The following is a 26,787-nucleotide window of genomic DNA, read 5'->3' on the forward strand; positions in this document are numbered from 1 at the left end:
GGTTATTTGACCGCGCCGAATGTCAGACCACGAACAAGCTGTTTCTGAGAGAACCAGCCAATCACGAGAATAGGGGCAACCGCCAAGGTTGATGCGGCTGAAAGCTTCGCCCAGAACAGGCCCTCGGGGCTTGAATAGGATGCGATGAAAGCTGTCAGCGGCGCTGCATCAGAGGTTGTCAGGTTGAGCGTCCAGAAGGCTTCGTTCCATGCAAGAATGATGTTGAGCAGCATGGTCGATGCGATGCCCGGAACTGCCATGGGCAACAGCACAAAGATGATTTCCTTGGGCAGGGTTGCGCCATCCATGCGGGCGGCTTCGAGGATGTCGGTCGGGATTTCCTTGAAATAGGTGTAAAGCATCCAGACCATGATCGGCAGGTTCATCAAAAACAGAACCATGATCAGACCAAAGCGGGTATCAAGAAGCCCCCAGTCGCGGAACAGAAGATAGATCGGGACCAGAACGCCAACCGGCGGCATCATCTTGGTCGACAGCATCCAAAGAAGCGCATCCTTGGTCCGCTTGGTCGGGTTAAACGCCATCGCCCATGCGCAGGTCACGGCAAAGACCAGACCAACCAGCGTGGAGCCGACCGCCAGAATGACCGAGTTCATGGCGAACTTGAAATAGTTCGAACGTTCCTGAACCTCGACATAGTTTTCCAGCGTCCAGTCAAACGAGATGAAGCTTGGCGGGATCGATATGGCTTCCAGTTCGCTTTTGAAGCTGGTCAGGACCATCCAGAAGATTGGGAAAAAGATCAGAAGACCCACGATCCATGCGAATACTGAAAAGCTGACATAGCCAAGGGGTGTCTGTTTGTTTTCCATTTCGTGCCCCTTAATTATCCAGATTCTTGCCAATAAGGCGGATCAGGAAGATCGCCACGATGTTGGCCAGAACAACCGCAACAATGCCACCCGCGGATGCGCCACCAACGTCGAACTGCAACAGTGCCTGCGTGTAAACAAGGAAGGCAATGTTGGTCGTTGCCAGACCCGGACCACCACCGGTGGTAACAAAGATTTCGGCAAAGACGGTCAGCAGGAAGATGGTTTCGATCAGAACGACCACCGTGATCGCCCGGCTGAGGTGCGGCAGGGTGATATAGAAGAAGATCGATACCGGACCTGCGCCATCCATCTGGGCGGCTTCCTTCTGATCACGGTCAAGCGATTGAAGGGCGGTGAGCAGGATCAGAACGGCAAAGGGCAACCATTGCCATGACACCATGATGATGATCGATGTCAGCGGGGCATTGGTGAACCAGTCAATCGCTGGCAAGCCAAACAGACTGGCGATCCAGGCAAACATGCCAGATACCGGGTCCATCAAAAGGTTCTTCCAGACCAGCGCATTCACGGTCGGCATGATGAAGAAAGGTGCGATCACCAGCAGGCGCAGGATGCCGCGCCCGAAAATCGGTTGATCAAGCATCAGGCCAAGAAGAATACCACCGACCACGGTGATGATGAGGACCGAGCCAACCAGCAAAAGCGTGTTTGCCAGCGATGCGAAGAACGCAGGGTCGGTCAGGAAAAATTCGTAGTTTAGTGTTCCGATCCATTCTTCCATTCCCGGCGACAAAAGGTTGTAGCGCAGGAAAGAGAAGTAAATCGTCATGCCCAACGGGACGGCCATCCACAAGAACAGGACGATGATCGACGGTGCGGACATGATGCGCCCGGTAAGGGTCGAGGCCCGTGTCGACATGATGTGCTCCCCGAAATTACGTTTCTATCCTTAGGTCCTGAGCCTTTCCCTTAAGGGAAAAAAAGGGTGGTGCATTTTGCAACCACCACCCAGGTTCCTCTCAGGTTGAGGAGGTGCAGACCGGAATTCCCATCAGCGGATTGAATTCCGGTCTGGGAGGGTTCTTAGTAATAACCAGCCTTGCGCATGGTGCGGTCGGTGCTTGATTGTGCAGCCGACAGGGCCTGCTCAACGCTCATCTGACCGGCGAGGGCAGCGGAGAACTGCTGACCAACCGTGGTGCCGATCCCCTGGAATTCAGGGATTGCAGCGAACTGCACACCAACATAGGGCTTTGGTTTCAGGGTCGAGTTGATCGGGTCTGCGCTGTCGATTGCCAGAAGGGTCTCGTCTGCGAACGGTGCCGCTTCAAGATATTTCGGGTTCTGGTAAAGCGACATGCGGGTGCCCGGCGGAACGTTTGCCCAACCTTCTTTCGAAGCAACCAGTTCGAGATAAGCTTTGGAAGTCGCCCAGGAGATGAACTTCTGCGCGGCATCTACTTTCTGGGACCCCATCGGAATGCCAAGGTTCCACGCCCAGAGCCAGTTGGCACCGGTGCAGGTTACAGCGCACGGTGCTTCGGTGAAGCCAACCTTGTCTGCAACTTTGGATTCTTTGGGATTGGTGACGAAGGAGGCTGCAACAGTGGCATCAATCCACATGCCGCATTTGCCGGAGTTAAACAGCGACAGGTTTTCGTTGAAGCCGTTTGACGTCGCGCCCGGAGGACCGTAGTTACCAAGGATGTTGGTATACATGTCCAGCGCATTTTTCCACTCGGCGCTGTCAAAGGTCGGGTTCCATTCTTCATCGAACAGACGCGCGCCAAAAGCATTGCCCATGGTGGTGATCAGCGCCATGTTCTCGCCCCAGCCTGCTTTGCCGCGCAGGCAAATGCCATACACACCTTCGTCAGGCTTGTGGAGTTTTTGGGCGATCTCAAGCGTTTGGTCCCAGGTCAGACGCCCGTCAATGGAGATGCCCGCCGCGTCAAACAGGTCTTTGCGGTACATCATCATCGAACTTTCGCCATAGAACGGTGCAGCATACAGATTGCCATCGTTCGAAACAGCGGAGCGGATGGCAGGCATGATGTCATCGACATCATAGTCGTCACCAAGCGCATCAAGCGGTGCGAGCCAGCCTTTTTCGGCCCAGATAGGCACTTCATAGGTGCCAATCGTCATCACGTCATACTGACCGCCCTTGGTGGCGATGTCAGTGGTAACGCGCTGACGCAGCGTGTTTTCCTCAAGCGTGACCCATTCAAGCGAAATGTCAGGGTTTTTGGCGGTGAAGTCATCCGTCAGCTTCTGCATGCGGATCATGTCACCGTTGTTCACGGTTGCGATGGTTAGTTTTGTTTCGGCATTGGCTTGTGCAATGCCACCAGCCAGCAGCGCACAAAGCGCCGTTCCCATTACGCGGTTCATATTTCCTCCCAAAGGACTATCTACCCGGTGAGCAACTTGGGTTGCTCGTGTTGATCATTTGCTCAGGTAATGATCATTCACTCAATTTGGAGGGTGGTTGTCAAATTAAATCGTTTTTGCAATGCACAAACAAAAGCCCCGCCAACGGTGTTGACGGGGTAAACTAATGATTGAATATCGTGAGATAGCTTGAATTGCTATTGCAGCAAACTTTCTGCTGTTGCCTCGTCGGTAATAAGGGTCGAAATCAGTTTTCCGCGCATGGCGCCGCGAATCGCAGCCGCCTTTTTGCTGCCTTTGGCAACGGCAATGGTATTGGTGGCGGGCTGAACCGCCGGTGCACTGCTGACACAGTGATTGACCGGATGATCAAGGATGTTGCCGTCTTCATCGAACGACCAACTGAAAACTTCACCAATCCCGCCACTTTCGCGAAGGGACATGAGTTCGTTTTGCGAAATAAAGCCATCTATATAAAGTGGGGCGTCATCCCCCAGGTGACCAACTCCGATAAAGCGAATATCGGCTTCGCGCGCGAGCTTCAGGATATTGTCCATGGGGGGCTGTTGTTGCATGCGTTTGCGCATCTCCGGGTCTTCGATGATGACCGGGATCGGTAATGGGTAGTGCGGCGCACGTGTGCGGTCTGCCAGATCTGTCACCGCATCATAAAAACTTGCCGCGCCGTCATGGGCGATGGTGCCGACAAGCGAAACGATCTTGTGATGGCGGCCATCAATACGTCCGACTTCATCGACCATGGCGCGCATGGCGCGCCCGGTGCCCAGCGCGATGATCTGCGGATCGGGCGAACTTAAGGCGCGTTCAAGATAACCCGCCGCTGCCTGGGCCATGCCAAACATTGCTTCTGGTGCGGCCGGATCAGTCGGAACGACATCGCAATTGGCCAGATCGTACTTTTCACAGATTGCCTTGCCCAGTTCCATGCAGTGGGTAATCGGGTGATCAAGTCGGACTTTTACAAGCCCTTCGCTAACGGCTGCGGATACAAGGCGCTGTGCAGTTGGGCGTGATACGCCAAGCTTCGCGGCGATTTCGTCTTGCGTATTGCCTGCACAGTAATAAAGCCAACCAGCACGGGCTGCTTGGTCCAGGCGGTTGGCTTCTTTGCGGGTGCGTTTGACCATCCGATTCCCCGATGTTTCTTTTTGTTGATCAGTCCCGTGCAATCGGGTCGCTATCTTGTTATGTCGAAATTTATTCTTTTTCCCACAGGGTCAAAACTCATATCCGTTGTCCTTCAGATCCCCCGGGTTTGAGTGGGTTGCTTTGTCGCAAAACCTTGAAAGATGTATATCTTCCTGCGGTTTAGCTTCGCGTATCCGCATCAACCGGGCAGACCGGGACAGTCATATGAATGAATTTTGACCCTAGCGTCTTTTGTCGGGGGTTGCCAGTACGTTGCGCCAACCAGATATGACAAAACCCGCCAGCAAAGGGCGGGTTTTGTTTTCAGATCAACGGATTGTGCGCCGCTGCGGGTTATTTCTTGGGCAGAAAATCAGCGATCAGTTTTTCGGCAATCTGGACCGCGTTAAGGGCAGCACCCTTGCGCAGGTTATCGCCAACACACCACAGCGCCAGACCGTTTTCGACCGTCGGGTCCTTGCGCACGCGTGAGACAAAGACATTGTCTTCGCCCTGTACTTCCTGCGGGGTGACATATCCTTCGTCCTGACGGTAATCGACGACGGATACGCCCGGGAAGGCTTTCATCGCTTTGCGGGCTTCTTCCACCGTGATCGGTTTTTCAAACTCGATATTGACCGCTTCGCCGTGGCCGACAAAGACCGGGACGCGAACACAGGTCGCATGAACGGCAATCTCGGACGGGGCAAGGATTTTGCGTGTTTCGACCGACATTTTCCATTCTTCGCGGGTCGCGCCATCATCCATGAAGTTGTCGATATGCGGGATGACGTTGAAAGCGATCTGCTTGGTGAATTCTTCCTTCTGGGGAAGATCGTTCACATAGATGCCCTTGGTTTGGTTGAACAGCTCGTCCATGGCGGCACGACCGGCACCCGATACCGACTGATACGTCGATACGACAATACGTTTGATCGTTGCGATGTCATGAAGCGGTTTGAGGGCCAGAACCATCTGAATGGTCGAGCAGTTCGGATTGGCAATGATGTTCTTTTTGGCGTAACCCGCCAGCGCATCGGCATTGACTTCCGGCACAATCAGCGGAACACCCGGTTCCATGCGCCAGTAACTTGAATTGTCGATGACGACACAGCCTGCGTCGGCAGCCTTGGGCGCGAGTTTCTTTGCTGTTTCGCCGCCTGCGGAAAACAAGGCGATATCAACATTGGAGAAATCAAAGGTCGCGGCATCCAGAACACCAATGTCGGTATCTTCGCCATAGCCAACGGTGCGGCCGATCGATTTTGACGACGCCAGCGCAAAGACTTCATCGGCCGGGAAATTACGTTCGGCAAGGGTGTTGAGCATCTCGCGCCCGACATTTCCGGTCGCGCCAACAACAGCGATTTTATAGCCCATCTGTGTGCCTCTTTTCGGTCTGTCAGGCACGGTGTCCGAAGCCGGGGCCATCCGGGAGTGCCGGGTTGGTTGATCGGGCAGTACGGGGCCGGTGCCTGTTGGTAATGTCTGATAATCTGCGGCGAGATGTAAGGGGTTCTCGGGCATTGCGCAAGCGCATCGTTGACATTGCTCCTATGATTACTACTTGAGATCGCAGAAAATTCTGGCAGAATTGTTACAGGGGTTCCTGTGTCGAACCTGAAATCAGAATCGTTTAGCAGCTTGCCAGTTTGATTTCTGTATTTCGGCCTGGTCGCAATTACGCTACCGCTGCCATCAACTGACGACCTTCCGGACGGCCAGATAAAACGATCCTGATCAGGGGATTGATGCAGATATGTGGCACTGCTGCGCTGCATATGGGGCGATCACTAGGGTCATGACCCTATTCCGACTTTTGCAAAAAGGACGGCCAATGACGTACCCGATGAATTTGGATTGGACACAGAAAAAGGTTCTCGATTTCTTTCGCGAACACGTCACGCGCGGAACATTGATTTTTCGTGTGGATGACAAACATGAAGTTGTGTTGGGCGATGGCACCGACCCGCGCGCCGGGATGACTGTGCCGGACTGGACCAACACGCTTAAAATGGCGCTCAGCCCGGATCCGGGGTTTGGCGAAGCTTTCATGCATGGCGGTTTTGATGTCGTCAAAGGCGAGATGGAAGACCTGATCAGGGTCCTGCGCCTGAACTTTGAAGGCGGGCATTCGTCGAACGGGTTTGGCAGTTTTATCGAAAAACTGCAGGCGCTTAAATTTCAGATATCACAGTTTACCAGTGTCGCCGCCGCGTCCAAGCGTGTGCGCCATCACTATGATATCGGCAATGATCTTTACACACAGTTCCTTGACCCGGAGATGCAATATTCATGTGCCTTCTGGGATGACGGGGCGCAAACCCTTGAAGAAGCCCAGAATCGGAAAATGAGCCTGACCACCCAGCGGCTTCAGATCAATGAGCCGGGGTTGCGGGTGGTTGATATTGGCTGTGGTTGGGGTGGTTTAAGCCGGTTCATCCATCGCGAAACCGGGGCCGAAGTGCATGGCATTACGCTTTCGACCGAACAGTTCAACTGGGCGCAGGAAAAACGTGCCGAGATGGGCAACAACATGCAGGCGGGGCTGGAGTATCATCTGCTGGATTACCGGATTTTTGCTGATGCCAATGCCGGGAAATACGACCGTGTCGTTTCGGTCGGCATGTTCGAACATGTCGGGCGTCATCAGTTCAAAACCTATTTTGAGAAAGTCGGCGAACTTTTAAAGGCAGGCGGGCGTGCGGTCATCCACACCATCATTAAACCGCGGGCAGAATTTACATCCCCCTGGATTGATAAATATATCTTCCCCGGTGGCTATATTCCCGCGGTCCACGAAGTGATCGAGGCTGCCGAACATGCCAGTTTGAGGGTCGAAGCATCGCATTTCCATCCCGGTCGGAATTATGCACAGACCCTGATGGCCTGGCGGGACCGGTTCCGGGCGGTGGCCGATGATCTTGATCCGGAAAAGTATGACGAAGAATTCAAACGCATGTGGGAGTTCTATCTGGCCGGATGCATCAACGCCTTTGATGATTCCGAGGGCGGCGGCGGCATGCGGGTTGGGCAGTTTGTCTTTACCAAGCCGGGCTTTGAATATACCTGACCAAACGGGGGCGGGAACTTTGGTTCCCGCCCCCGTTTGTTTTGCAAGTCGCCAACCCCACATGAAAAACAGGGACATCGTTTTGCGTCCCATCATTAACCATGCTGATGACCACGAGGAAGCTACATACGTGCCTTTGATTTGAAATCACATCGTGTGATCGACCGGCGCAACGAATGTGAAAACAATTTCACCGGTCATTTTGTCGGGAGGAAACGACATATGCTCAAATCCTTGAACTGGGACGACGCCAACGATCAAAAAAACACTGCGTCATCTGACGGGCGACATATCGGTCAAACTGAAGATTATGTGCGCGCGCTGAGCGAGATCGAAATTTCAAGCTGTGAGCGGGACATGTTGCGCGTTCATGCGATGGCGCCAGGGCGTGAGATTACTGGTTTGACACTTGCCAATACGGTTGGCCATTTTGGCGCGCGCATCGGCAATAAGAAATATGGCCGCTTGGCACGTAAAATATCTGCGGCGGCAGGGCTGCCAATTTGTGACAGTGATGTTAGCGATTATCTGGCAGCAATCTTTACCTTGGCCGATGGGCGGCAATCCGATGGCGAAGACTGGGTCTGGGTGATGCATCAGGAAGTCGCCGACGCGCTAAAAGAAGTTCGAATTATCTAGGGGCAGAACCTTATCGAATCCCAGAACTTGTCGCATCAAGGCGCATTGCGTTGGGATGGACTTTTCGTAAAGGGCTCTGCCATGGCATCAGGGGCCTGGTTTCGCTGTGTCTGCGCGGCTTTTGCCCACCATGCCAGTTGGCCAAGGGTTCGGTCGAAGTAGCCATCCCACCGGGTGCCATCAACTTCGGGCATATATGCCCCATCTTCGTTGAATATTTCCTGAGATTTCGGGATATGAATCATCGCCGAAACCGGAAGACAGCCGAGTTCGGATAGAAATGTGCGCATGTTGACCGCGGCTCTTGTGCCGCCCCATTGACCGGCGGAATAGGTGACGATCGCAGACGGCTTGTAGGCATAGAGCGAACTGCCAAAATGATTGAGAAGGTCTGCGAGAGCCGGACTCATTGAATGGTTGTATTCGGGGCTGACCATTACATAGCCGTCCGCTTTGCCAATGCGCTGCGCAAGCGTTTCCATATCTTGCGGTGCTTTGCCCTTCGCATAGGAAAAATGCGGTTTAAAAGGCTTTGGCAAGGTGATGTCCAAAGGATCGATCAACGACGCGTTGATGTTCGAGGCTTCAAGACGTCGCATGGTGGCTTGGGCGATGCGGTGTCCTAATCTGGCGGGGCGTGGTGGGCTGGAGTCACGGATCGAACCAAGGAAAACCAGAATATCAAGCGCCATACCAGACGATCCTTTTCGTAATAATAAGAGCGGTGTTAAAGGGTAGGTTTTTGGGACCGGTTTACCCAAAGAAACAGCCCGATGAAGTTCTGATATCTTCGTCTTTATCCAGAAGATTGGCCATCCGTTCTTCATCCTGTTGCATTCAACGGGGGTTGTCTAGGTTCGGTGGTGGAACGGGCCGATGCCACGGGGTGACAAAGAATAAAATCTGAAAAAATCAGACGTCTGCGTAACGCATCATGTTTCTGTGTCGTCCTTGTTGGCAGAAGGGAGTTTTCCCAAGCCACCAAGGAGAAACAGATATGAGCCGCTTTGCATTTCATGAAGTCAGTCCGGCCCTTTTTAACGCCCAGTTTGCCCTTGCAACTGCGTTGGGGCAGAACCCCACGATTGCGCCGGTCCTGCGCGACTTGATCGAAAGCCGCGTATCGCAGATCAATCAATGTGCCTATTGCGTGCGGATGCATTCCAAAAGTTTTGCCGAACATGGTGGTGATCCGATGAAACTGGCGATGTTGCCGGTCTGGCGCAGTGCGGATGGGTTTGATGCAGCAGAACGCTGTGCCCTTGATTGGGCGGAATGCCTGACCCGGTCTGAGCCGCAGGTACGTATTTCACAAAGTTACCGTGCGCTGCTTGATCATTTCGAAGAAGCCCAGATTTCAGAACTGACCTGCATCATTGCGACAATGAATTCATGGAATAAACTGGGTATCGCACAGCATGAATTTGCATAACCGGGCGTTGACCCGGACCCAAACAGATAAAAAGCGTTATAATGACGTGCAAAAGGCGGTACAGGGTTTCCCTGTACCGCTTCATCGGTTTGACAGGGCATCCATGGCAGATCAGAAATTTGAAACAAATCGCCGCAGATTGATGGCGCTTGCCTATCGCATGTTGGGCAGTCACGCCGATGCCGAAGACGCGGTTCAGGATGTTTGGCTGCGTTGGCGCAATCAGGATCATGATGCCATTCGCGATGCTACCGGATGGTTGGTGCGGGTTTGCAGCAATGTGTGTCTGGATGTTTTGAAATCCGCACGTCGTCAGCGCGAAAACTATGTCGGGCAGTGGCTGCCCGAACCCTGGCTTCCACCTGAACAGCCCATCGCTGAACAAAACCTGATGGAACGAGATGGTCTTGGGCAGGCCTATTTGCTGATGCTTGAACGTTTGGCCCCTGTTGAGCGGATTGCACTTGTGCTGCATGAAGTGTTTGATTGGGTCCACGATGATATCGCCCCGGTGATTGAGCGAACACCAAACAACACGCGCCAAATTCTGTTTCGTGCGCGCCGCAAAATGCAGCGCGAAGATGAACGGGATGCAACGCCAGAACCAGAAGGCAAGGCATGCGAACGTGCACAAATAGAAGCCTTTGTCGCAGCGCTTGGACAAGGTGACGTAAACCAACTGGTCAGCCAATTGGCACCTGATGTCATTATGCATTCCGATGGCGGGGGCAAGGCTTCCTCGGCGCTTAATCCGGTTTATGGGGCCGATAAGGTCGCACGGTTCTTTGTCGGAGTATGGCGCAAAAGCGATCCGACTGTGCGGGTTTTCCAATTGTCACTTGCACATGAAAACTGGCTGATAACGCAAGCCGATGGTGTGATTGATACGGCAGTCTGTGCGACGTCCCGCGATGGGAAGTTGATCGATGTGTTCGTCCATCGCAATCCAGATAAACTTGCCTTGTTTGAGCCATTGCTGACCCAGGCCGAAGAGCTTGGCGGCACCAGTATAAAGGCCGGGTAAAACCCGGCCTTTATGGAGAAATTGATCAAGTGTCTGACGATTATTTGATGTTTTCGTTGGCCTGAATGCGCAACCCCATCAGGTCGGCGGCAGTGTGGGGCTGAAGCCCGCCTGCGGCGATGACGCCAAATGGTACCGGCGCATCTGGTGACAGCTCGATGACCAGATGTTGCGGATTGCTAAACCAGTCAACCAGTTCGCTTATGGCGCTGGAGAGTTGGGGGAACTGGGCAAAATTCTGTTGCATCTGCATCAATGTCATGGCACCGACCAGTTGCAGGTCTTCAGCGGTTTGGCCGTTGCCTTGTGCGGCAAGGCGCAAGAACAATTTCACAAGCTTCTCGCCCTTGATTTCAAGGCGCGCACCATCCAGCCCGATTTGAGCCATGCCAATCTGTTGCAGCTTTTCTGACTGATCCAGCCGGGCTGAAAGAAGTTCGGTCATGACATCATGTGTCAGATTGCCGACACGGGCCGAAAGGCTTATGCCGCCAATTTCATCAATCGACAGATCTTCGATGTCATAGGTATAGACACCCGATGTTTCATCCCAGGTGACGTTGTTTTTGCCATTCATGGTAATGCGGTCGAATGTTTCAAGACCAAGCATCTCGGCGACCATCGGCTTGACCGGGGCGCCTTCACCCAATTCAATATAAAACCCTTCATAGGCAGCGCGTGCCTTTTTGGCGAAGGTCATGTTGGAACCATCAAGTTTTACCGGATCACCAAGGCTGCCATTTGCACGGTCCAGTCCAATGGTGAAGCGATTCTCGGGATCACCGTCCATTGAGACGGAAAAGTCCGAAAACAGGAAGGTTTCATAAATCAGCGGTGACATCACCAGTCCAAGGTCACCGATGGTTTGGTTTTGAAGTGCTTTTATCTGGACGTCGGGGTCTGCGGATTGGGCAACATCCGTCTCCATCTTGTCGAGAACGCGATGGAGACGGTTAAGTGAGAATTTTGAAACTTCAAACGTGCCAAGCTTTAGCGACGGGTTCTTGGCGTCTTCCTTTATCTCAATATCAATCCCAGAGACGTTTAGTTTTGCAAGTTCACCATTCTTGAGTCCGTCAATGGCAAAGCCCCCCAGTTTGCCAGTGCCTTCTTTGGCCTGAACAGCGGCGTTGGAAATGGAGAAATGGTCGATCGACAGGTTATCAATAAGGTGTTGCCATTCGCGGGCATCAAGTTTTTGGTCATCATCAAATGCGTCGGGGCGAATGGATTGGTTCAGTCCGGCAATATCGATTGCACTGATGCTCAGCTGACGGGTGTCATTGTCAAAGACTTCCACGTCCGTGATGTTCGCGGTTTCAACACCATTTGGGCTGAGCTGATCAACCGCAAAACCAGCAGCCGTGACTTTGGTGACATCATCTAACGTGATCATGACAGTACTGCCCGATATGGCTGCACAGTGCTCAAGGGGGGCGTCTGGTAGGGCAAGACTGAAGGGTACGTTGCTGGCAAGCACACAGTCGTTGGCAGCCATGGTTTCCATTGAAATGCCTTCGCCGGTTTGCGGACGGGAATATGAAAGGCCACGTGCGGTTATTTCACGGATGTTCTTATGGTCGGCATTGCCCAATGCCAACATGTCAGCAGTCAGAAGAAGTTCGGTTCCATCTTTCAGGACAAGGTCGGGTAACTCGCCGCTATCAATCGCATAATTTATGTCGCCGTCTGTTAAGGTGATGCGCAGGTTTCCAAGTGACGGGGTGCTTGAGGATGCCATGCGCCCGTCTTGCTTGACCATTGCATTGCTGATCAAAACATCGCTGGCAAGAACGTCACCAAACGGATTGCTGTTAAGCAGGGTCAGCCAATTCACACCTTCCATCGCCATGCTATCGGCGGAGATTTCGACGCCTTGCGGGGTCCGAAGGGAAATATCTGTCGCTGCCATGGTGCGGCCAAGCAAGGAGAGTTCGAAACTGTCAAAGCTTCCGGCAAGATCGGCATTCGGATTTGTCAGATAGGCCCGAAAACGCCCTTCAAAGAAAGATGGTGCGACAACATGCGCGCCAATGGCAGCTACAGCGAGAACTGCGATGCCGCCAATAATGATTTTCTTTTTGCTCATGTGACCCTGCCTGACCGCGAATGGAATTGTTTTGATTGATTAGGATGTTCCAATCAGCTTCCCGATTGGGTATGGGGGTGTCAACCCACACAAAAGAACAGGCCGGGCTAAAATAACCCGGCCTGTCAATATCTTAGTGCCAGTCTGAGGTTGGTATCAGACGAGCTTTTCGAGTTCGTTGATCAGGGACTCACCCATAACGGTGGTCGAAACCTTGGCCATGCCGGGCTGCATGATGTCTGCGGTGCGCAGGCCGCCCTTAAGGACGTTCTGAACCGCGTCTTCGATCAGGGTGGCATCGTCGCCCATGTCGAAGGAATAGCGCAGCATCATCGCAAAGGACAGAATGGTTGCCAGCGGGTTGGCGATGTCCTGACCGGCAATGTCCGGGGCCGAACCGTGTACCGGCTCGTAAAGGGCTTTGCGGGCACCGTTTTCATCCGCTGCACCAAGGGATGCGGACGGCAGCATGCCAAGCGACCCGGTCAGCATGGCCGCGCAATCGGAAAGAATGTCGCCAAACATGTTGGTGGTAACCATCACGTCGAACTGTTTCGGATTACGTACAAGCTGCATGGAGGCATTATCGACATACATGTGGCCGAGTTCGACTTCGGGGAAGTCCTTGGCAACACGTTCGACGACTTCGCGCCACAGAACGGTGGATTCCAGAACGTTGGCCTTGTCGACAGAGCACAGGCGCTTGTCACGTTTCATCGCCATGTCAAAAGCGACACGGGCAATACGTTCGACTTCCGGTTCGGAATACACCAGCGTGTTATAGCCAAAGCGCACACCATCGCGTTCTTCGATGCCGCGGGGTTCACCGAAATAGATGCCACCGGTCAATTCGCGCAGGATCATGATGTCCAGCCCCTTGACGATGTCTTCTTTCAGCGACGACGCACCGGCAAGCGCATCAAATACAAGGGCGGGGCGCAGGTTGGCAAACAGGCCCATTTCCTTGCGGATTTTGAGCAAGCCACGTTCCGGTTTGATGTCGAACGGAAGATCATCCCATTTTGGACCACCAACAGCACCGAGCAGAACCGCATCAGCTGCCATGGCATCGGCAAGCGTTTCGTCGCTCAGCGGGTTGTTGTGTGCATCAATCGATGCGCCGCCAATCAGGCCTTCGGTAATTTCGAAGTTCACATTGCGCTTTTTCGCCATCCAGTCCATGACGCGCTGAACCTGACGCATGACTTCCGGGCCAATTCCGTCGCCTGGCAGCATCAGTACTTTTTTGGTGGTCATAAAAGAATCCTTCCCAGATATTTTCGGGGCCGCTTACCCCGTAAAGACAGAAAAGGGGCGGCAAACAGGTGTTCGCAGCCCCTTTTGAATTAAAGCGAAAGCCAGGGCTGCGACGCTGCGCGCTTGGCTTCGAAATCGTTGATGGCATCTGCCTTCTGCAGGGTCAGGCCGATGTCATCAAGACCATTCAGCAGGCAATGCTTGCGGAACTCTTCGACTTCAAACTTGATGCAGCCGCCATCCGGTCCGGTGATTTCCTGACTTTCAAGGTCAACCGTCACGGTGGCATTTGCGCCGCGTTCGGCATCGGCCATCAGCTTGTCGACATCTTCCTGCGGCAAACGGATCGGCAGGATGCCGTTCTTGAAGCAGTTGTTATAGAAAATGTCGGCAAAGCTTGGTGCGATCACACAGCGAATGCCGAAATCCAGCAGTGACCAAGGTGCGTGTTCGCGCGAAGAACCGCAGCCGAAGTTGTCACCCGATACAAGGATCTGCGCATTGCGATATGCCGGTTTGTTCAGAACGAAATCAGGGATTTCGTTGCCGTCGTCGTCATAGCGCATTTCATCAAACAGGTTCTTGCCAAGGCCCGAACGTTTGATGGTTTTGAGGAACTGTTTGGGAATGATCATGTCGGTATCGACATTGATCATCGGCAGCGGTGCGGCAACACCGGTGAGCTTGGTGAATTTTTCCATTGTCTTATCCCTTGCTTCCAGTTTCCCAGGCCAGACCCAATGCTTCGATCAATTCTTCGGTTGCGTCGAGTTCCTGCGCAACAAAGTCAGGCAGATTGATGCCGGTCAGTTGCGGCAAAAGATGTTCGAGCACCGGAGCGCGCCCCAGACGCGGGGCGCTTTCGCGGAAATTGATCAATGTGTGATCGGCCATGGGAACCTTCCTTAACCGAGTTTACGAATGTCAGTCAGATGACCGGTGATCGCAGCGGCTGCTGCCATAGCCGGGCTGACCAGGTGGGTACGACCACCACGGCCCTGACGGCCTTCGAAGTTACGGTTCGAGGTCGAAGCGCAACGCTCACCCGGGGCCAGACGGTCCGGGTTCATCGCCAGACACATCGAGCAGCCCGGCTCACGCCAGTCAAACCCTGCTTCGATGAAGATTTCATGCAGGCCCTCGGCTTCTGCCTGTTCTTTGACAAGGCCGGAACCCGGTACGATCATGGCGTTGACAGATCCGGAAACCTTGCGGCCCTTGGCGACTTCGGCAACAGCACGCAGATCTTCGATACGTCCGTTGGTGCACGAACCGATAAAGACGCGGTCGATCTTGATTTCCTCGATCGGGGTGCCTGCGGTCAGACCCATATATTCAAGCGAACGCTCGATAGCTTTTTGCTTGCCGGCGTCTTTGCCATCGGCCGGGAACGGAACAGTGCCGGTAACCGGTACGACGTCTTCCGGGCTGGTGCCCCAGGTAACCTGCGGGACGATGTCTGCGGCATCAATTTCGACAACTTTGTCGTAATGTGCGCCTTCGTCAGACGGCAGCGTTTTCCAGTATTCAACAGCCTGTTCGAATGCCGCACCCTTCGGTGCCATCGGGCGGCCCTTGATATATTCAAAGGTTTTTTCGTCTGGGGCGATCAGGCCGGCACGTGCGCCGCCTTCGATCGACATGTTGCAGACCGTCATGCGGCCTTCAACTGACAGAGAGCGGATGGCCGAGCCTGCATATTCAATAACATAACCGGTACCACCAGCCGTTCCGATGCGACCGATGATCGCAAGGGTGATGTCCTTGGCGGTTACACCCGGGTGCAGGTCACCTTCGACCTTGACCAGCATGTTTTTGGCCGGCTTCTGAACAAGCGTCTGGGTGGCCAGAACATGTTCGACTTCGGACGTGCCGATGCCAAATGCAAGTGCGCCAAATGCGCCGTGGGTGGAGGTGTGCGAGTCACCGCAAACCATAGTCACGCCGGGAAGGGTGAAACCTTCTTCCGGGCCGACGATGTGCACGATGCCCTGACGCAGGTCGTTCATCGGGAAATAGTGAATGCCGGTGTCCTTGGCGTTCTGGTCAAGGGTTTCAACCTGAATGCGGCTGTCTTCTTCCTTGATGCCTTCGGAACGGTCAGACGTCGGAACGTTGTGATCTGGCACAGCCAGTGTCAATTCCGGATGACGCACTTTGCGGCCGGTATTGCGCAGGCCTTCAAAAGCCTGCGGGCTGGTCACTTCGTGGACGAGATGACGGTCAATATAAAGCAGGCAGGTACCATCATCCTGCGTGTCGACCACATGACTTTCCCAAATCTTGTCAAAAAGGGTTTTAGGCTGACCCATCTCGACCTCCTCATTAAATCGATCTTTTGAGCAGCAACAACCGTCCGGCCGGTGTGGTTCTGGATTTTACGAAGATAAAACCCAAGCATTCTGCCGGTATGGCGAACGCAATGTGGCGTTTTCTTCGCCGCAACCGGCTTTATCCGGTTTGCGAAATTTTATTACCCATAGCCACGCGGGTTTGATTGTTTTTGCCGCGGGAGTGCCTTTATACACTCAAGCCTCCAAATCGCAAGGCGCAGAGCGCGTGTTTTTCGCACCTCTACACCCGGAAATTGAACGGGCGGGAATGCGGCATCCAAAAGTAGCTAAAACAAGCAAAATTTGCCAAATTGTCGATAGGTAATAGATATCTGATATAACGAATTCTGATGATTTAATCTGCGGATTTCTGCGGGACTTTTGGATCGGGCGCAAAATTCGGCGATTCATTATAATACAATCAATACGGGTATTTGTCTGTTTTTCATCCCTTGCTGTTTCCCGAGCCGAATTGAGAATAGCAAAGCAAAACGGGCCCACCCGAAGGTGAGCCCGCTTGTTCTTCCGACACGCCGGAACGCGAAGAATTACTTCTTCTTGGTGCGCTCTGCGGTGGTCAGTTTGCCTTTGTGGCCGGTGGTCTGCTCGGCGATACGTGCAGATTTACCGGTACGGCCACGAAGGTAGTAAAGTTTCGCGCGACGTACGTCACCGCGGCGAACGACTTCGATTTTGTCGATTGCCGGGGAGTAGGACTGGAAGATACGCTCAACGCCTTCGCCCGATGCGATTTTACGCACGGTGAAGGAAGAGTTGAGGCCGCGGTTCTTACGCGCAATGCATACGCCTTCGAACTGCTGGATACGCTCGCGGGTTCCTTCAACGACTTTCAGGTGGACACGGACGGTATCACCTGCATCGAATTCCGGGACTTCGCGTTTTTCAACGATTTTGTCGAGCTGCTCTTTCTCGAGCTGCTGGATGATGTTGGTCATGGTTTAACCCTCTTTGATGTTCCCGTTTGCAACATACCGGTCCCAAAGGTCCGGGCGTCGCGCGCGGGTAATTTCTTCTGCCTGAGCATGCCGCCAGGCTTGTACCTTGGCATGATGACCGGAAAGCAAGATCTCCGGCACGTCACGCCCGTTCCAATTGGCCGGGCGCGTGTAATGCGGATATTCAAGCAACCCGGTTTCAAAGCTTTCCTCGTCGACGGACTCGGTCTTGTTGACCGTTCCCTCGATAAGGCGAATGCACGATTCAATCAGGACCATGGCCGGCAATTCGCCGCCCATGAGGATGTAATCACCGATGCTGACTTCCTCGGCCTGATGTTCATCCAGAACCCGTTGGTCGATACCTTCGTAACGACCGCAAAGCAGGATGGCACCAGGACCTGCTGCCAATTCGCGGCAACGTTTCTGGTTCAGCACTTTTCCCCGCGGGCTGAGATAAATCAGCGGCAACTGCGGTGCCGAGGCACGCAATTCCGACAGGGCGGCGTCGACAATATCCGGGCGCATGACCATACCGGCCCCGCCCCCAAAGGGATTGTCGTCTACAGTGCGGTGGCGGTCGGTTGCGTGATCGCGGATGTCTTTGACATCAAGCGACCAGATCCCGTTCTCAAGCGCACGACCAGCCAAAGACTGACCAAGCACGCCCGGAAACATTTCCGGGAACAGGGTTGCAACTTTTGCCTGCCACACAGACATCGATCAGGCCTCCTTCCCGCTGCCGGTCGCGGTTTCCGCGCCCACTGCATCAGCAGTAACGGCATCAGAATCGCGGTCGGCCTGAGAGTCCTTGCGGGATTTGTTCGGACGACGGCTGCGATTGCCGGGTCCGTCTTCATCCTGCAGTAGCCCCTCGGGCGGATTTACCACCATCTTGCGTTCCGAGAGCACCACGTCCGGCACAACTTCCTTGGTGAAGGGAAGAACCACAACCTTGCCCTTGGCTTCTTCAAGCGCGACTTCGATCACGTCGCCAGCGCCAAAATCAGCCACACCCCGAACGGTGCCAAAAACCGAACCATCAACATGGAAGGCTTTCAGACCGACAAGGTCAGCAAGATAGAATTCGTCTTCTTCAACCGTTTCCGGAAGTGCAGCACGCGGCACATGCAGCTTGGTTCCCCGCAGCCGTTCGGCTCCGTCCCGGTCGTCCACGCCTTCGATCTTGGCGATCAACTGGTCGCGGACATGCCCGACAGGAGACAGCTTGTATTTCAGGCGTCCCTTGGCGTCGAACAACGGGCCGTAACCAACAAGGTTATCCGGGTCGACGGTATAGCTTTTGACGCGCACGGCACCACGCACCCCGTGCGGGGCGGTGATCATGCCGACGCAGACATAAGCTTCGTCGTTTTTGGATTTGCGGGTATCAGCCATTTCGGTTCACAAGTTTCCGGTATCTGATCAAAGCGTGCTTTCAGCGATTACTCGCCTGCAGCTTCTTCAGCAGGTGCTGCTGCTTCGGCAGCGGCTTCCGCAGCAGCGGCAGCAGCAGCTTCAGCTTTTTCAGCTTTCTCACGAAGACGTTCCTGAGCTTTCGCTTTCGGAGCAGACTTCTGCGGCTGTTCGGTCGGTTTGAATGCTTCAGCCAGGCCAGCTTTGCCCAGGAAACGTGCAACACGATCGGTCGGCTGTGCGCCAACAGACAGCCAGTATTTGATGCGCTCTTCTTTGAAGGTTACGCGGTTTTCAGCATCCTTCGGGAGCATCGGGTCGTAGGTGCCGACACGCTCGATGAAGCTGCCGTCACGCGGGGCACGAACGTCAGCAACTACGATACGGTAGTACGGACGCTTCTTGGCACCGCCACGGGAAAGACGAATCTTGACAGCCATTCGGATAAGTTCCTTTCAGCTTGGGTTTGTAGTCTTCTAAATCATGACCCCAAGGGGTCTATTCACTTGGTCTTCAATCCGGCTTTATGGGCCGGTTTTGGTTCCTAAGAGGAATTCTTCAAGAACCGGGGGCTTGGCTATTTCTTTTTGCCGAACCCCGGAAATCCCGGAGGCATGCCACCGCCGCCTCCCAGTCCCGGCAACCCGGGCGGCAAACCGCCCCCGCCACCGGTTAATCCTTTGGGCAGGTTACCCAGGTCCGGCATTTCGCCGCCCTCAAGCATGGATGGGTCCATTTTCGGCATGCCGCCAAACAGACCTTTTTTGCCCTGCTTGCCCATCTTTTTGATCATGGTGGACATGGTCTGATATTGTTTCAGGAGCTTGTTGACCTCCTGAACGGTCAGACCGCAGCCTGCGGCAATACGCTTTTTGCGTGATGCCTTGATGACCGCCGGGTTTTCACGTTCGTGCGGGGTCATCGACAGGATGATTGCTTCTTGATGGGTCAGAAGTTTCGGATCAAGCTTGGTCTGCGACATCTGTTTTTTCAGCGCGCCCATGCCCGGCAGCATGCCCATGATGCCGGAAAGATCACCCATCTTCTGAAGCTGTTTGAGCTGAGCCAGAAGGTCGTTCAGGTCAAACTGACCCTTACGCAGCTTCTTGGCCATTTTCTCGGCGTCTTCGACCTTGATGTTTTCAGCAGCCTTTTCAACCAGGCTGACAACATCGCCCATGCCAAGGATACGGTTGGCGATACGGTCGGGATGGAAGGCTTCCATCTCGTCGATTTTCTCGCCGATACCGATCATCTTGATCGGGCAGCCGGTGATCTGACGCATCGAAAGTGCGGCACCACCCCGTGCATCGCCATCCACACGGGTCAGAACGATACCGGTGATGCCGACCTTTTCGGCAAATTCCTTGGCGACATTGACCGAGTCCTGACCGGTCATGGCATCGGTGACCAGAAGGGTTTCAACCGGGTTGACCGCGTCACGGACCTGGGCGACTTCGCTCATCAGTTCCATGTCGATATGCAGGCGACCGGCGGTATCAAGGATAACCGCGTCATAGCCTTCCTTGCGGCCGGTATCCATCGCACGCTTGGCGATCGAAACCGGTTTTTCGCCCATGACGATCGGCAAAACGCCAAGGCCGTTATCGTCGGCCAGAACCTTCAGCTGCTGCTGGGCGGCCGGACGATAGATATCGAGCGATGCCAGAAGGACTTTCTTGTTGCGCTTTTTGGTCAGGTTCAGCGCGATCTTGGCCGAGCTCGTGGTCTTACCAGAACCCTGCAGACCAACCATCAGGATCGGAACCGGCGGGGTAGAGGCAAGATTGATCTCTTCGCCTTCGCCCAGCATGTTTTTCAGTTCATCATGGACGATCTTGACGACCATCTGGCCCGGTGTGACCGAGCGCAGAACATCTGCACCAATCGCACGTTCGGTTGCGTTGGAGATAAAGGTTTTCACGACCGGAAGTGCCACGTCCGCCTCAAGCAGGGCGACGCGTACTTCGCGCATGGCTTCCTTGACGTCGGATTCTTTCAGCGCGCCACGTTTGCGCAGCTTATCAAGAACCCCGCCAAGGCGATCGCTTAGTCCTTCAAACATTCCAAATCCCGTCTGTGTTGCCGGTGTTTCCACCGTGTGCGCACAAAAAACTAAAACCCAGTGCTCGAAACTCGAGGACTGGGGGAGTCACCTCTGGGGCGACCTTTGGTGGAGAGGGTTTATTGGATCGGGGGTGGTGAGTCAAGCGCAATCGGGCGCAAAAGCGCATCATTCTGCGCTTTCTGAGTCAATTTCCCTGCAATCGGCGATTCACCTGTTTGATGACTTCATCCAACCGGTTGTTTAAGCGTCTGAAACATCCGGATTAATCGCGTGATTGTCAATTAACCGGGCCTTGCCAAGGCGGGCCGCAACGAAGATTCGCGCCGGTTTTTCCACCTTGTCACTAATCAGCTCAAGAGTTTGCGCATCACGGACTTCAAGGTAGTCAATCGGATCAAACCCGGCCGACAGGATATCTTCGCGTCCCTTGGCCAGAAGCGGACCAAGTTCGGTGCCCTTTACAGCTTCAGCGGTAATGCTGCCAAGCACCCGATTGAGGGTCGGGGCAATGGCGCGTTCGGATGTGGTCAGATAGCGATTGCGCGATGACATTGCCAAGCCATCTGCCTCGCGCTGGATTTTCGCGCCGATGATTTTAACCGGAATATTGAGATCCGCGCTGAACCGGCGGATAACCATCAGTTGCTGGTAATCCTTTTGCCCGAAAATCGCGCAATCAGGCATGGCTTGCAGCAGCAGTTTGGTAACAACCTGGGCAACCCCGTCAAAATGACCGGGCCGGGCTGCACCGCATAGCACATTGGTCATTGCCCCATCGACGGCGACCTTGGTGGCAAAGCCATCCGGATACATTTCATCGACTGATGGCGCAAAGCACAGTTCAACGCCGGCTTCGTCAAGCAGCTTCTGATCGGTGGGCAGGGTGCGGGGATATGCGCTGAAATCTTCGTTTGGACCGAACTGGGTCGGATTGACAAAGATTGATACGATGACCCGGTCGGCATGTTCACGGGCAAGTTTGGTCAGGCTGACATGGCCGTCATGGAGGGCGCCCATGGTCGGCACCAGCGCAATACGCAGGCCTTTGGCGCGCCAGTCGGCAACAGCCGCACGCAAATCTGCGACAGTGTGAACAGTCGTAAGGGACATTTTGATCGTCGTATCGAATGTTGCAGGAAATGAGTGCGATCTGGTCTAAACGCAGCAGACTTTAGACCGCGCGCAACTTACCTTTTTTCGGAACACCAAAGCAATGTTCATCCGTCGGGAACTGACGGGTGCGCACTTCGTCGGCATATTGGCCGACCGCTTCGGAAACAGCATCGCCAAGATTGGCGTAGCGTTTGACGAATTTTGGTGTGAAGTCGGAAAACAGGCCAAGGATGTCTTCGGTCACCAGCACCTGACCATCACAGGCGACGGATGCGCCAATTCCAATGGTCGGGATATCAATGGACTCGGTAATGCGGCGCGCGACCGCCTCGACCGTGCCTTCGACCACGACTGAAAAGGCACCTGCCTTGGCAACGGCAATGGCGTCATTGAGGACTTTTTCAGCACTTTCTTCGCCGCGTCCCTGGCTTTTGAAGCCGCCCATGGTGTTGACCTGTTGGGGCATCAGGCCGATATGGGCCATGACAGGTACGCCGCGCATGGTCAGAAATTCAATGGTTTCGGCAAGCTCTGCACCGCCTTCAAGCTTAACAGCGGCACAGCCGGTTTCAGCAAGAATATGGGATGCTGTACGGAATGCCTGTTCCTTGGATTCCTGATAGCTGCCAAACGGCAGATCAACAACAACGCAGGCGTTCTTTGATCCGCGCATGACGGCCTTGCCATGGTTGACCATCATATCGACAGTCACCGCAAGCGTGCTTTCCATGCCATAGACAACCATGCCCAGTGAATCGCCGACCAGAAGAAGGTCGCAATGCTCATCCAGACGTTGGGCCATCGGTGCAGTATAAGCCGTCAGGCAGACAATGGGTTCATTGCCCTTGCGGGCACGAAGCTCAGGGACGGAAGTCCGCCCCAACTTTTTTGTGGTGGCACTCATGACGTTTCTCCCCCGGATGAACCGGATATAACTGCCCAATCTCTGCCGGGCGTGTGACCATGTTTACAATATCATGACCATTTTCGGGAAACATTTTTTGCAATCGCGAAATAAGCAATTCGGGCAATGCCGCCGAATTTGTGCGGTTTCAAGTGTTTGGCTTGAACGATTGTCGAGGCTGACGGAGACGGCTGTGCAGATGCACAACGCAATCATAAACCTTCGGCAAGGTCTTCAAGCATATCAAGACCGACCGCTTCAATGTGGCGGTTGTCCTTGAGTGTAATCGTTGATTCCTTACGCAGTTGCGTCAGGGTTCGTGACACGGTTTCAATCGTCAGGCCAAGATAATCGGCAATGTCAGACCGGCTCATCGGCACATTGATGGTATCGGTGCTTTCGCCGCGATGTTCCTGACGGCGGGCCAGCATCAGAAGGAAGGATGCGACCTTTTCCTTGGCAGTCTTGCGCCCAAGCAGAAGCATCTGATCCTGTGCGGCAGCCAGTTCGTCAACCGCCATGCCAAGCATGCGTTTTTCCAGGTGGGGAAACGTATCAAACAGCTTTTCAAGCTTCTGGCGCGGGAACCGGCAGGCGCTGACGGGTTCAATCGCCTCGGCCGTGTAGCTGTAATTGGTATTAAGCGCCAGTCCCAGAAAATCGCCGGCAAACAGGAAACCGGTAATCTGACGGCGACCATCGCCAAGCAGTTTGTAAAGCTTTACGGAACCGGAGGTGACGTTAAAAACGTAGTCGGCGTCTTCGGCTTCGTGGAAAATGGTGCTGTGCGGGTCATAGTTGGCAAGAGTCAGCAATTTGCGCAGTTGATCATGTTCGTCGCCATGCAACGCCGAGCAAAAAGTTAAGTCCTTGATAGAACAGGCTTCGCAAAGTTGGGGGCGGACGGCCATCACAGACTCCGATGCTGGTGATCTGGCTGGGAAAGTAGGTTGCAAATCTATCTGATGAGGAGGGGCCGTTTCAAGCTATTCTAACTATCGTTCGGATCGATGCGCTTTGACTTTTCGGGAGTCTTGGTATCGTCATCATCAAAAAGAATGCGATTGGCCGCACCTTCCATGTCATCGAACTGGCCCGAACGCAACGACCACAGGAACGCACCAAGGCCAAGAAGCCCCAAAAACAGGGCAATAGGGATCAGGAGAAGAAGGTTGCTCATGGCATCATGTCCCTGCCTGTTGCGACATCCGGGCGGCTGGTTTGATGTCTGCTGTGTCTGGTTTGCCTGATCTGGCGTGCAGACGCAAGGCATTGGCAATTACGATCAATGAAGATGATGACATGGCAATTGCCGCAATCAGCGGGGTGACAAAGCCCGAAACGGCAAGTGGAATCGTTATGACATTATAGGCAAAGGACAGTGCGAAGTTTTGCCGGACAAGCCGGTCTGCCTTGCGCGCAACATCAATCGCTTCGATCACAGCGCCAAGCTTGTCTCCCTGAAACACAATATCCGCCGCGTTCTGCGAAATTTCAGCCGCCGTTGCCGGGGACATGGATGCGTGGGCCGCAGCAAGGGCAGGTGCATCATTGATGCCATCACCGACCATAAGATCATAATTTCCAGCGTCTGCACGGGTTTGGATATGGGCGGCCTTTTGGGTTGGCGACATCTGTGCCTGCCAGTCTGCAATGCCAAGCGTTTCGGCCAGTTGACGCACCGTTGTTTCGCGGTCGCCTGACAGAAGTGTCATCTCAAATCCACGTGTGCGCAGGTTATCAACCACGTCAGATGCATCACTGCGTAGGCTGTCGCGAAAGACGAAACGTGTTGCGGCCACGCCCGGTTCAGAAAGCCACAGTTCCGGGCCGCTGACATCTGAGGGCAGATCGGCGTTCTCAGCAATATTGCAAAAGGCGCGACTGCCAAGACGGATCGGACCAACCGGGCCTCGTGCCATCAACCCAAGACCGGGCTGTTCGGTCACATTTGCATGGGGGGCGACATTTCCGGCTGCTCGGACCAATGCACGGGACAGGGGATGGTTGCTGTTTGCGGCAATTTCGCCCGCAAGGGTCAGCTTTTCCAGGGGCGGTTGGTTGACCAGTTCCGGTTTTCCTGTGGTCAGCGTGCCGGTTTTATCAAAGATGACGCCGGTTATTTTTGTCAAACGTTCAAGGGCTGTGGCCGATTTCACAAGAATGCCCGCACGCAGCAAACGCCCGGTCGCGATCACTTGCACGACCGGCACGGCCAATGCCAGGGCACAGGGGCAGGTGATGATCAAAACGGCGATGGCATTCATCAATGCATCCTGCCAGCCAATTCCGCCAACCAACCACCAGCCAAAAAAGGTCAGAAGCGACAGACTGTGGACAATCGGGGCATATCCCTTTGCCACGCGATCAGCAACAGCGACATATTTGGCGCGCCCCTGTTCGGCATTTTCCATCAGCCGGACAATCTCAGACAGCAGCGTGTTGCCGCCAGTCGCAGTGACTTCGATGCGCAGCGGGGCCGATATATTGGTGGTTCCGGCAAAGACGGTGGCACCGGGGCGTGTCAGGACCGGGATGCTTTCGCCGGTAATGATGCTGGTGTCGATATCAGATTGGCCGTCAATGACCTTGCCATCAATGCCGATACGTTCGCCTGCCGCGGCCAGAACGATCATGCCCGGTTTGGCTTTTTGTGGGGCAATCAGGCGGCGTGTGCCATCCGTGTCAATGACCGTGATCGAACGGGCATTCAGCGACAAAAGATGTTCGGCGGCTGAGCGTGCCTGCCCGCGTGCCCGACCATCAAGATATCGTCCGATGAGAAGAAAGAAGAGAAGCGTGATCGCACTATCGAAATAGGCATGCGGTTCGCCGCGAATGGTTTGGGCCAAACTCATGCCAAGGGCAAGAATAACCCCCAGACTGATCGGCACATCCATATTGACCCGGCGATTGCGAATGGCACCAAGGGCGGATCGATAAAACGGCATTCCGGCATAGGCGGCAGCAGGAAGGGCGATCAGGGCGGAAATCCAGTGAAACAGATCGCGGGTTGCCCCGCCCATGCCCTGAAAATACCCGGCCCAGACCGACACCGACAGCAACATCACGTTGCCTGCCGCAAAGCCGGAAACCGCCAGACAGCGCAGCAATTCCTTGTTGCGCGAAACAGTCGCCTGTTCAAGGGCGGCCGGATCAAACGGGATCAGGCGGTAGCCCATTTGCATCACCGGGCGGATGATGTCTTCGATATCAGAAACATGCCCCTGCCAGCTTAGGCGCAGACGTCGCGTCGTCATGTTGACGCGCGCCTGCAACACAGCCGGGTTTCGCTGCAACAGGGTTTCGATCAACCAGACACAGGCGGCACAATGGATGCCATCGACCATCAAATGCAGATGGTGATGACCTTCGTCATCCGTGCTGGCAAGTTCGGTGAAATCGAAACTGGCGATTTCATCTTCATCTGGCCGCAGGGCGCGGACTTTTGGATCAATCGCCCGTCGATTGTAATAGGAACTCAGTCCAAGTTGGCCCAGAAGTTCATATGCGCCTGCACATCCGGCACAGCAAAAATCCGGTGCTGCGGGTGACACGGCAGTCACCGGCTCGCCGCAATGGCGGCATGACGGCACGGCGTGGGTCATGGGTTAACGACAACGCTTTCGACGGTTTGGTAATCATCGCCCATGGCATGCGCAATGGTGCGCAACTGCCAGCGTCCGTAAACCGGAAAGGCGGCACTGGCACGGTATTCGCCCGGTGCGATTTCGGCCATCGGCACGGTAACATCGAGATCATCGCGATCCGAACGTGCCATCATGACCGACATTTTCGCCCCCGTGATGGGGTTTGAATCCTTGTCGCGAAACAGCACAGTGATCGTGGCATTTTGATCAATGACACCGTTGACGGTGATCTTGCTGCGCCAGCCAAGTTCTGCCTGACGGGCAGCACCGGAAATGGCAGCGTTGTAATTGTTGCCCTCTTCAAAGGCGTGTTTGGTGACAAGGCCATTCCAACTGGTCATGGAAAAGGTGATCAGCGAAATATTGGCAATCAACATGATGGCAAAGCCACCGACAAAGTACCACGGAATCCAGCGGTCCGATTTACGCGGACCATTCTGATCGGAGGTAGAGGATGTCATATGCATTGCCATAACTTGTCTCCTGAACTGAA

26 protein-coding genes are annotated in these 26,787 nt (G+C 54.3%); 4 read left to right on the forward strand and 22 right to left on the reverse strand.

What is annotated here, in order from left to right; translation table 11 throughout:
- Positions 1 to 2: 2 nt before the first annotated feature.
- From JF44_RS0106085 to JF44_RS0106105, 5 genes are all read right to left on the reverse strand, one after another.
- Positions 3 to 833, reverse strand: coding sequence for a carbohydrate ABC transporter permease (locus JF44_RS0106085; protein WP_033068067.1), 831 nt, complete (start codon positions 831 to 833; stop codon positions 3 to 5).
- A 10-nt stretch (positions 834 to 843) separates the two neighbouring features.
- The gene (locus JF44_RS0106090) at positions 844 to 1,716 is read right to left on the reverse strand and encodes a carbohydrate ABC transporter permease (protein WP_033068068.1); all 873 of its coding nucleotides are present in this window, start codon (positions 1,714 to 1,716) and stop codon (positions 844 to 846) included.
- A gap of 164 nt (positions 1,717 to 1,880) precedes the next feature.
- On the reverse strand, positions 1,881 to 3,191 hold the full coding sequence (locus tag JF44_RS0106095; protein WP_033068069.1) for an ABC transporter substrate-binding protein: 1,311 nt from the start codon (positions 3,189 to 3,191) through the stop codon (positions 1,881 to 1,883).
- 197 nt (positions 3,192 to 3,388) lie between these two features.
- Entirely contained in the window at positions 3,389 to 4,339 is a 951-nt protein-coding gene (locus JF44_RS0106100) for a sugar-binding transcriptional regulator (protein ID WP_033068070.1), read from the reverse strand.
- A 355-nt stretch (positions 4,340 to 4,694) separates the two neighbouring features.
- Positions 4,695 to 5,720, reverse strand: a complete 1,026-nt coding sequence (locus JF44_RS0106105) for an aspartate-semialdehyde dehydrogenase (protein ID WP_033068071.1) — start codon at positions 5,718 to 5,720, stop codon at positions 4,695 to 4,697.
- Between the two features lie 469 nt (positions 5,721 to 6,189).
- Here JF44_RS0106105 and JF44_RS0106110 point away from each other — a divergent pair, with 469 nt between their 5' ends.
- Together JF44_RS0106110 and JF44_RS0106115 are read left to right on the forward strand one after the other, a co-directional pair.
- The gene (locus JF44_RS0106110; RefSeq protein WP_033068072.1) at positions 6,190 to 7,413 is read left to right on the forward strand and encodes an SAM-dependent methyltransferase; all 1,224 of its coding nucleotides are present in this window, start codon (positions 6,190 to 6,192) and stop codon (positions 7,411 to 7,413) included.
- A 222-nt stretch (positions 7,414 to 7,635) separates the two neighbouring features.
- Entirely contained in the window at positions 7,636 to 8,052 is a 417-nt protein-coding gene (locus JF44_RS0106115) for a hypothetical protein (RefSeq protein WP_033068073.1), read from the forward strand.
- Positions 8,053 to 8,087: 35 nt separating this feature from the next.
- Here JF44_RS0106115 and JF44_RS0106120 read toward each other — a convergent pair whose 3' ends face one another.
- Positions 8,088 to 8,744 (reverse strand): NADPH-dependent FMN reductase, encoded by a 657-nt coding sequence (locus JF44_RS0106120; protein WP_033068074.1) that lies wholly within the window; start codon positions 8,742 to 8,744, stop codon positions 8,088 to 8,090.
- Between the two features lie 305 nt (positions 8,745 to 9,049).
- On the opposite strand from JF44_RS0106120, the gene JF44_RS0106125 reads away from it, so the two are divergent.
- Positions 9,050 to 9,484: a carboxymuconolactone decarboxylase family protein gene (locus JF44_RS0106125; RefSeq protein ID WP_033068075.1), complete on the forward strand. Its 435-nt coding sequence runs from the start codon at positions 9,050 to 9,052 to the stop codon at positions 9,482 to 9,484.
- Positions 9,485 to 9,587: 103 nt separating this feature from the next.
- The gene (gene sigJ / locus JF44_RS0106130; protein ID WP_081944355.1) at positions 9,588 to 10,508 is read left to right on the forward strand and encodes an RNA polymerase sigma factor SigJ; all 921 of its coding nucleotides are present in this window, start codon (positions 9,588 to 9,590) and stop codon (positions 10,506 to 10,508) included.
- Between the two features lie 40 nt (positions 10,509 to 10,548).
- Here sigJ and JF44_RS0106135 read toward each other — a convergent pair whose 3' ends face one another.
- The 16 genes from JF44_RS0106135 to JF44_RS0106210 all read right to left on the reverse strand — a co-directional run bounded on the left by JF44_RS0106135 (position 10,549) and on the right by JF44_RS0106210 (position 26,767).
- Positions 10,549 to 12,597 carry an AsmA family protein gene (locus JF44_RS0106135; RefSeq protein WP_033068076.1) on the reverse strand — a complete coding sequence of 683 codons (2,049 nt, stop codon included), beginning with the start codon at positions 12,595 to 12,597 and terminating at the stop codon, positions 10,549 to 10,551.
- A gap of 156 nt (positions 12,598 to 12,753) precedes the next feature.
- Positions 12,754 to 13,854, reverse strand: coding sequence for a 3-isopropylmalate dehydrogenase (leuB, locus tag JF44_RS0106140; RefSeq protein WP_033068077.1), 1,101 nt, complete (start codon positions 13,852 to 13,854; stop codon positions 12,754 to 12,756).
- An 89-nt stretch (positions 13,855 to 13,943) separates the two neighbouring features.
- On the reverse strand, positions 13,944 to 14,555 hold the full coding sequence (gene leuD / locus JF44_RS0106145; protein WP_033068078.1) for a 3-isopropylmalate dehydratase small subunit: 612 nt from the start codon (positions 14,553 to 14,555) through the stop codon (positions 13,944 to 13,946).
- A gap of 4 nt (positions 14,556 to 14,559) precedes the next feature.
- Positions 14,560 to 14,748 (reverse strand): hypothetical protein, encoded by a 189-nt coding sequence (locus tag JF44_RS0106150; RefSeq protein ID WP_008889810.1) that lies wholly within the window; start codon positions 14,746 to 14,748, stop codon positions 14,560 to 14,562.
- Between the two features lie 11 nt (positions 14,749 to 14,759).
- Positions 14,760 to 16,166 (reverse strand): 3-isopropylmalate dehydratase large subunit, encoded by a 1,407-nt coding sequence (gene leuC / locus JF44_RS0106155; protein ID WP_033068079.1) that lies wholly within the window; start codon positions 16,164 to 16,166, stop codon positions 14,760 to 14,762.
- A gap of 569 nt (positions 16,167 to 16,735) precedes the next feature.
- Positions 16,736 to 17,143 carry a 50S ribosomal protein L19 gene (rplS, locus tag JF44_RS0106160; protein ID WP_033068080.1) on the reverse strand — a complete coding sequence of 136 codons (408 nt, stop codon included), beginning with the start codon at positions 17,141 to 17,143 and terminating at the stop codon, positions 16,736 to 16,738.
- A 3-nt stretch (positions 17,144 to 17,146) separates the two neighbouring features.
- Positions 17,147 to 17,863, reverse strand: coding sequence for a tRNA (guanosine(37)-N1)-methyltransferase TrmD (gene trmD / locus JF44_RS0106165; RefSeq protein ID WP_033068081.1), 717 nt, complete (start codon positions 17,861 to 17,863; stop codon positions 17,147 to 17,149).
- Between the two features lie 3 nt (positions 17,864 to 17,866).
- Entirely contained in the window at positions 17,867 to 18,541 is a 675-nt protein-coding gene (rimM, locus tag JF44_RS0106170) for a ribosome maturation factor RimM (protein ID WP_033068082.1), read from the reverse strand.
- A gap of 47 nt (positions 18,542 to 18,588) precedes the next feature.
- Positions 18,589 to 18,999 carry a 30S ribosomal protein S16 gene (gene rpsP / locus JF44_RS0106175; protein ID WP_033068083.1) on the reverse strand — a complete coding sequence of 137 codons (411 nt, stop codon included), beginning with the start codon at positions 18,997 to 18,999 and terminating at the stop codon, positions 18,589 to 18,591.
- Positions 19,000 to 19,136: 137 nt separating this feature from the next.
- Positions 19,137 to 20,624 carry a signal recognition particle protein gene (gene ffh, locus JF44_RS0106180; protein WP_033068194.1) on the reverse strand — a complete coding sequence of 496 codons (1,488 nt, stop codon included), beginning with the start codon at positions 20,622 to 20,624 and terminating at the stop codon, positions 19,137 to 19,139.
- 243 nt (positions 20,625 to 20,867) lie between these two features.
- Positions 20,868 to 21,737, reverse strand: a complete 870-nt coding sequence (gene panC, locus JF44_RS0106185; RefSeq protein WP_033068084.1) for a pantoate--beta-alanine ligase — start codon at positions 21,735 to 21,737, stop codon at positions 20,868 to 20,870.
- Positions 21,738 to 21,798: 61 nt separating this feature from the next.
- Positions 21,799 to 22,644, reverse strand: a complete 846-nt coding sequence (gene panB, locus JF44_RS0106190) for a 3-methyl-2-oxobutanoate hydroxymethyltransferase (RefSeq protein WP_033068085.1) — start codon at positions 22,642 to 22,644, stop codon at positions 21,799 to 21,801.
- A gap of 212 nt (positions 22,645 to 22,856) precedes the next feature.
- On the reverse strand, positions 22,857 to 23,555 hold the full coding sequence (locus JF44_RS0106195) for a cyclic nucleotide-binding domain-containing protein (protein WP_052065498.1): 699 nt from the start codon (positions 23,553 to 23,555) through the stop codon (positions 22,857 to 22,859).
- An 80-nt stretch (positions 23,556 to 23,635) separates the two neighbouring features.
- The gene (gene ccoS, locus JF44_RS0106200; RefSeq protein ID WP_033068086.1) at positions 23,636 to 23,824 is read right to left on the reverse strand and encodes a cbb3-type cytochrome oxidase assembly protein CcoS; all 189 of its coding nucleotides are present in this window, start codon (positions 23,822 to 23,824) and stop codon (positions 23,636 to 23,638) included.
- A 4-nt stretch (positions 23,825 to 23,828) separates the two neighbouring features.
- Entirely contained in the window at positions 23,829 to 26,252 is a 2,424-nt protein-coding gene (locus JF44_RS0106205; protein WP_052065499.1) for a heavy metal translocating P-type ATPase metal-binding domain-containing protein, read from the reverse strand.
- The gene (locus tag JF44_RS0106210) at positions 26,249 to 26,767 is read right to left on the reverse strand and encodes a FixH family protein (protein ID WP_033068087.1); all 519 of its coding nucleotides are present in this window, start codon (positions 26,765 to 26,767) and stop codon (positions 26,249 to 26,251) included. Before JF44_RS0106210 ends, JF44_RS0106205 begins: the two co-directional genes overlap by 4 nt.
- Positions 26,768 to 26,787: the final 20 nt, after the last annotated feature.

Source organism: Thalassospira australica, from assembly GCF_000763295.1.
In the GTDB taxonomy this organism is placed as follows: Bacteria; Pseudomonadota; Alphaproteobacteria; order Rhodospirillales; family Thalassospiraceae; genus Thalassospira; species Thalassospira australica.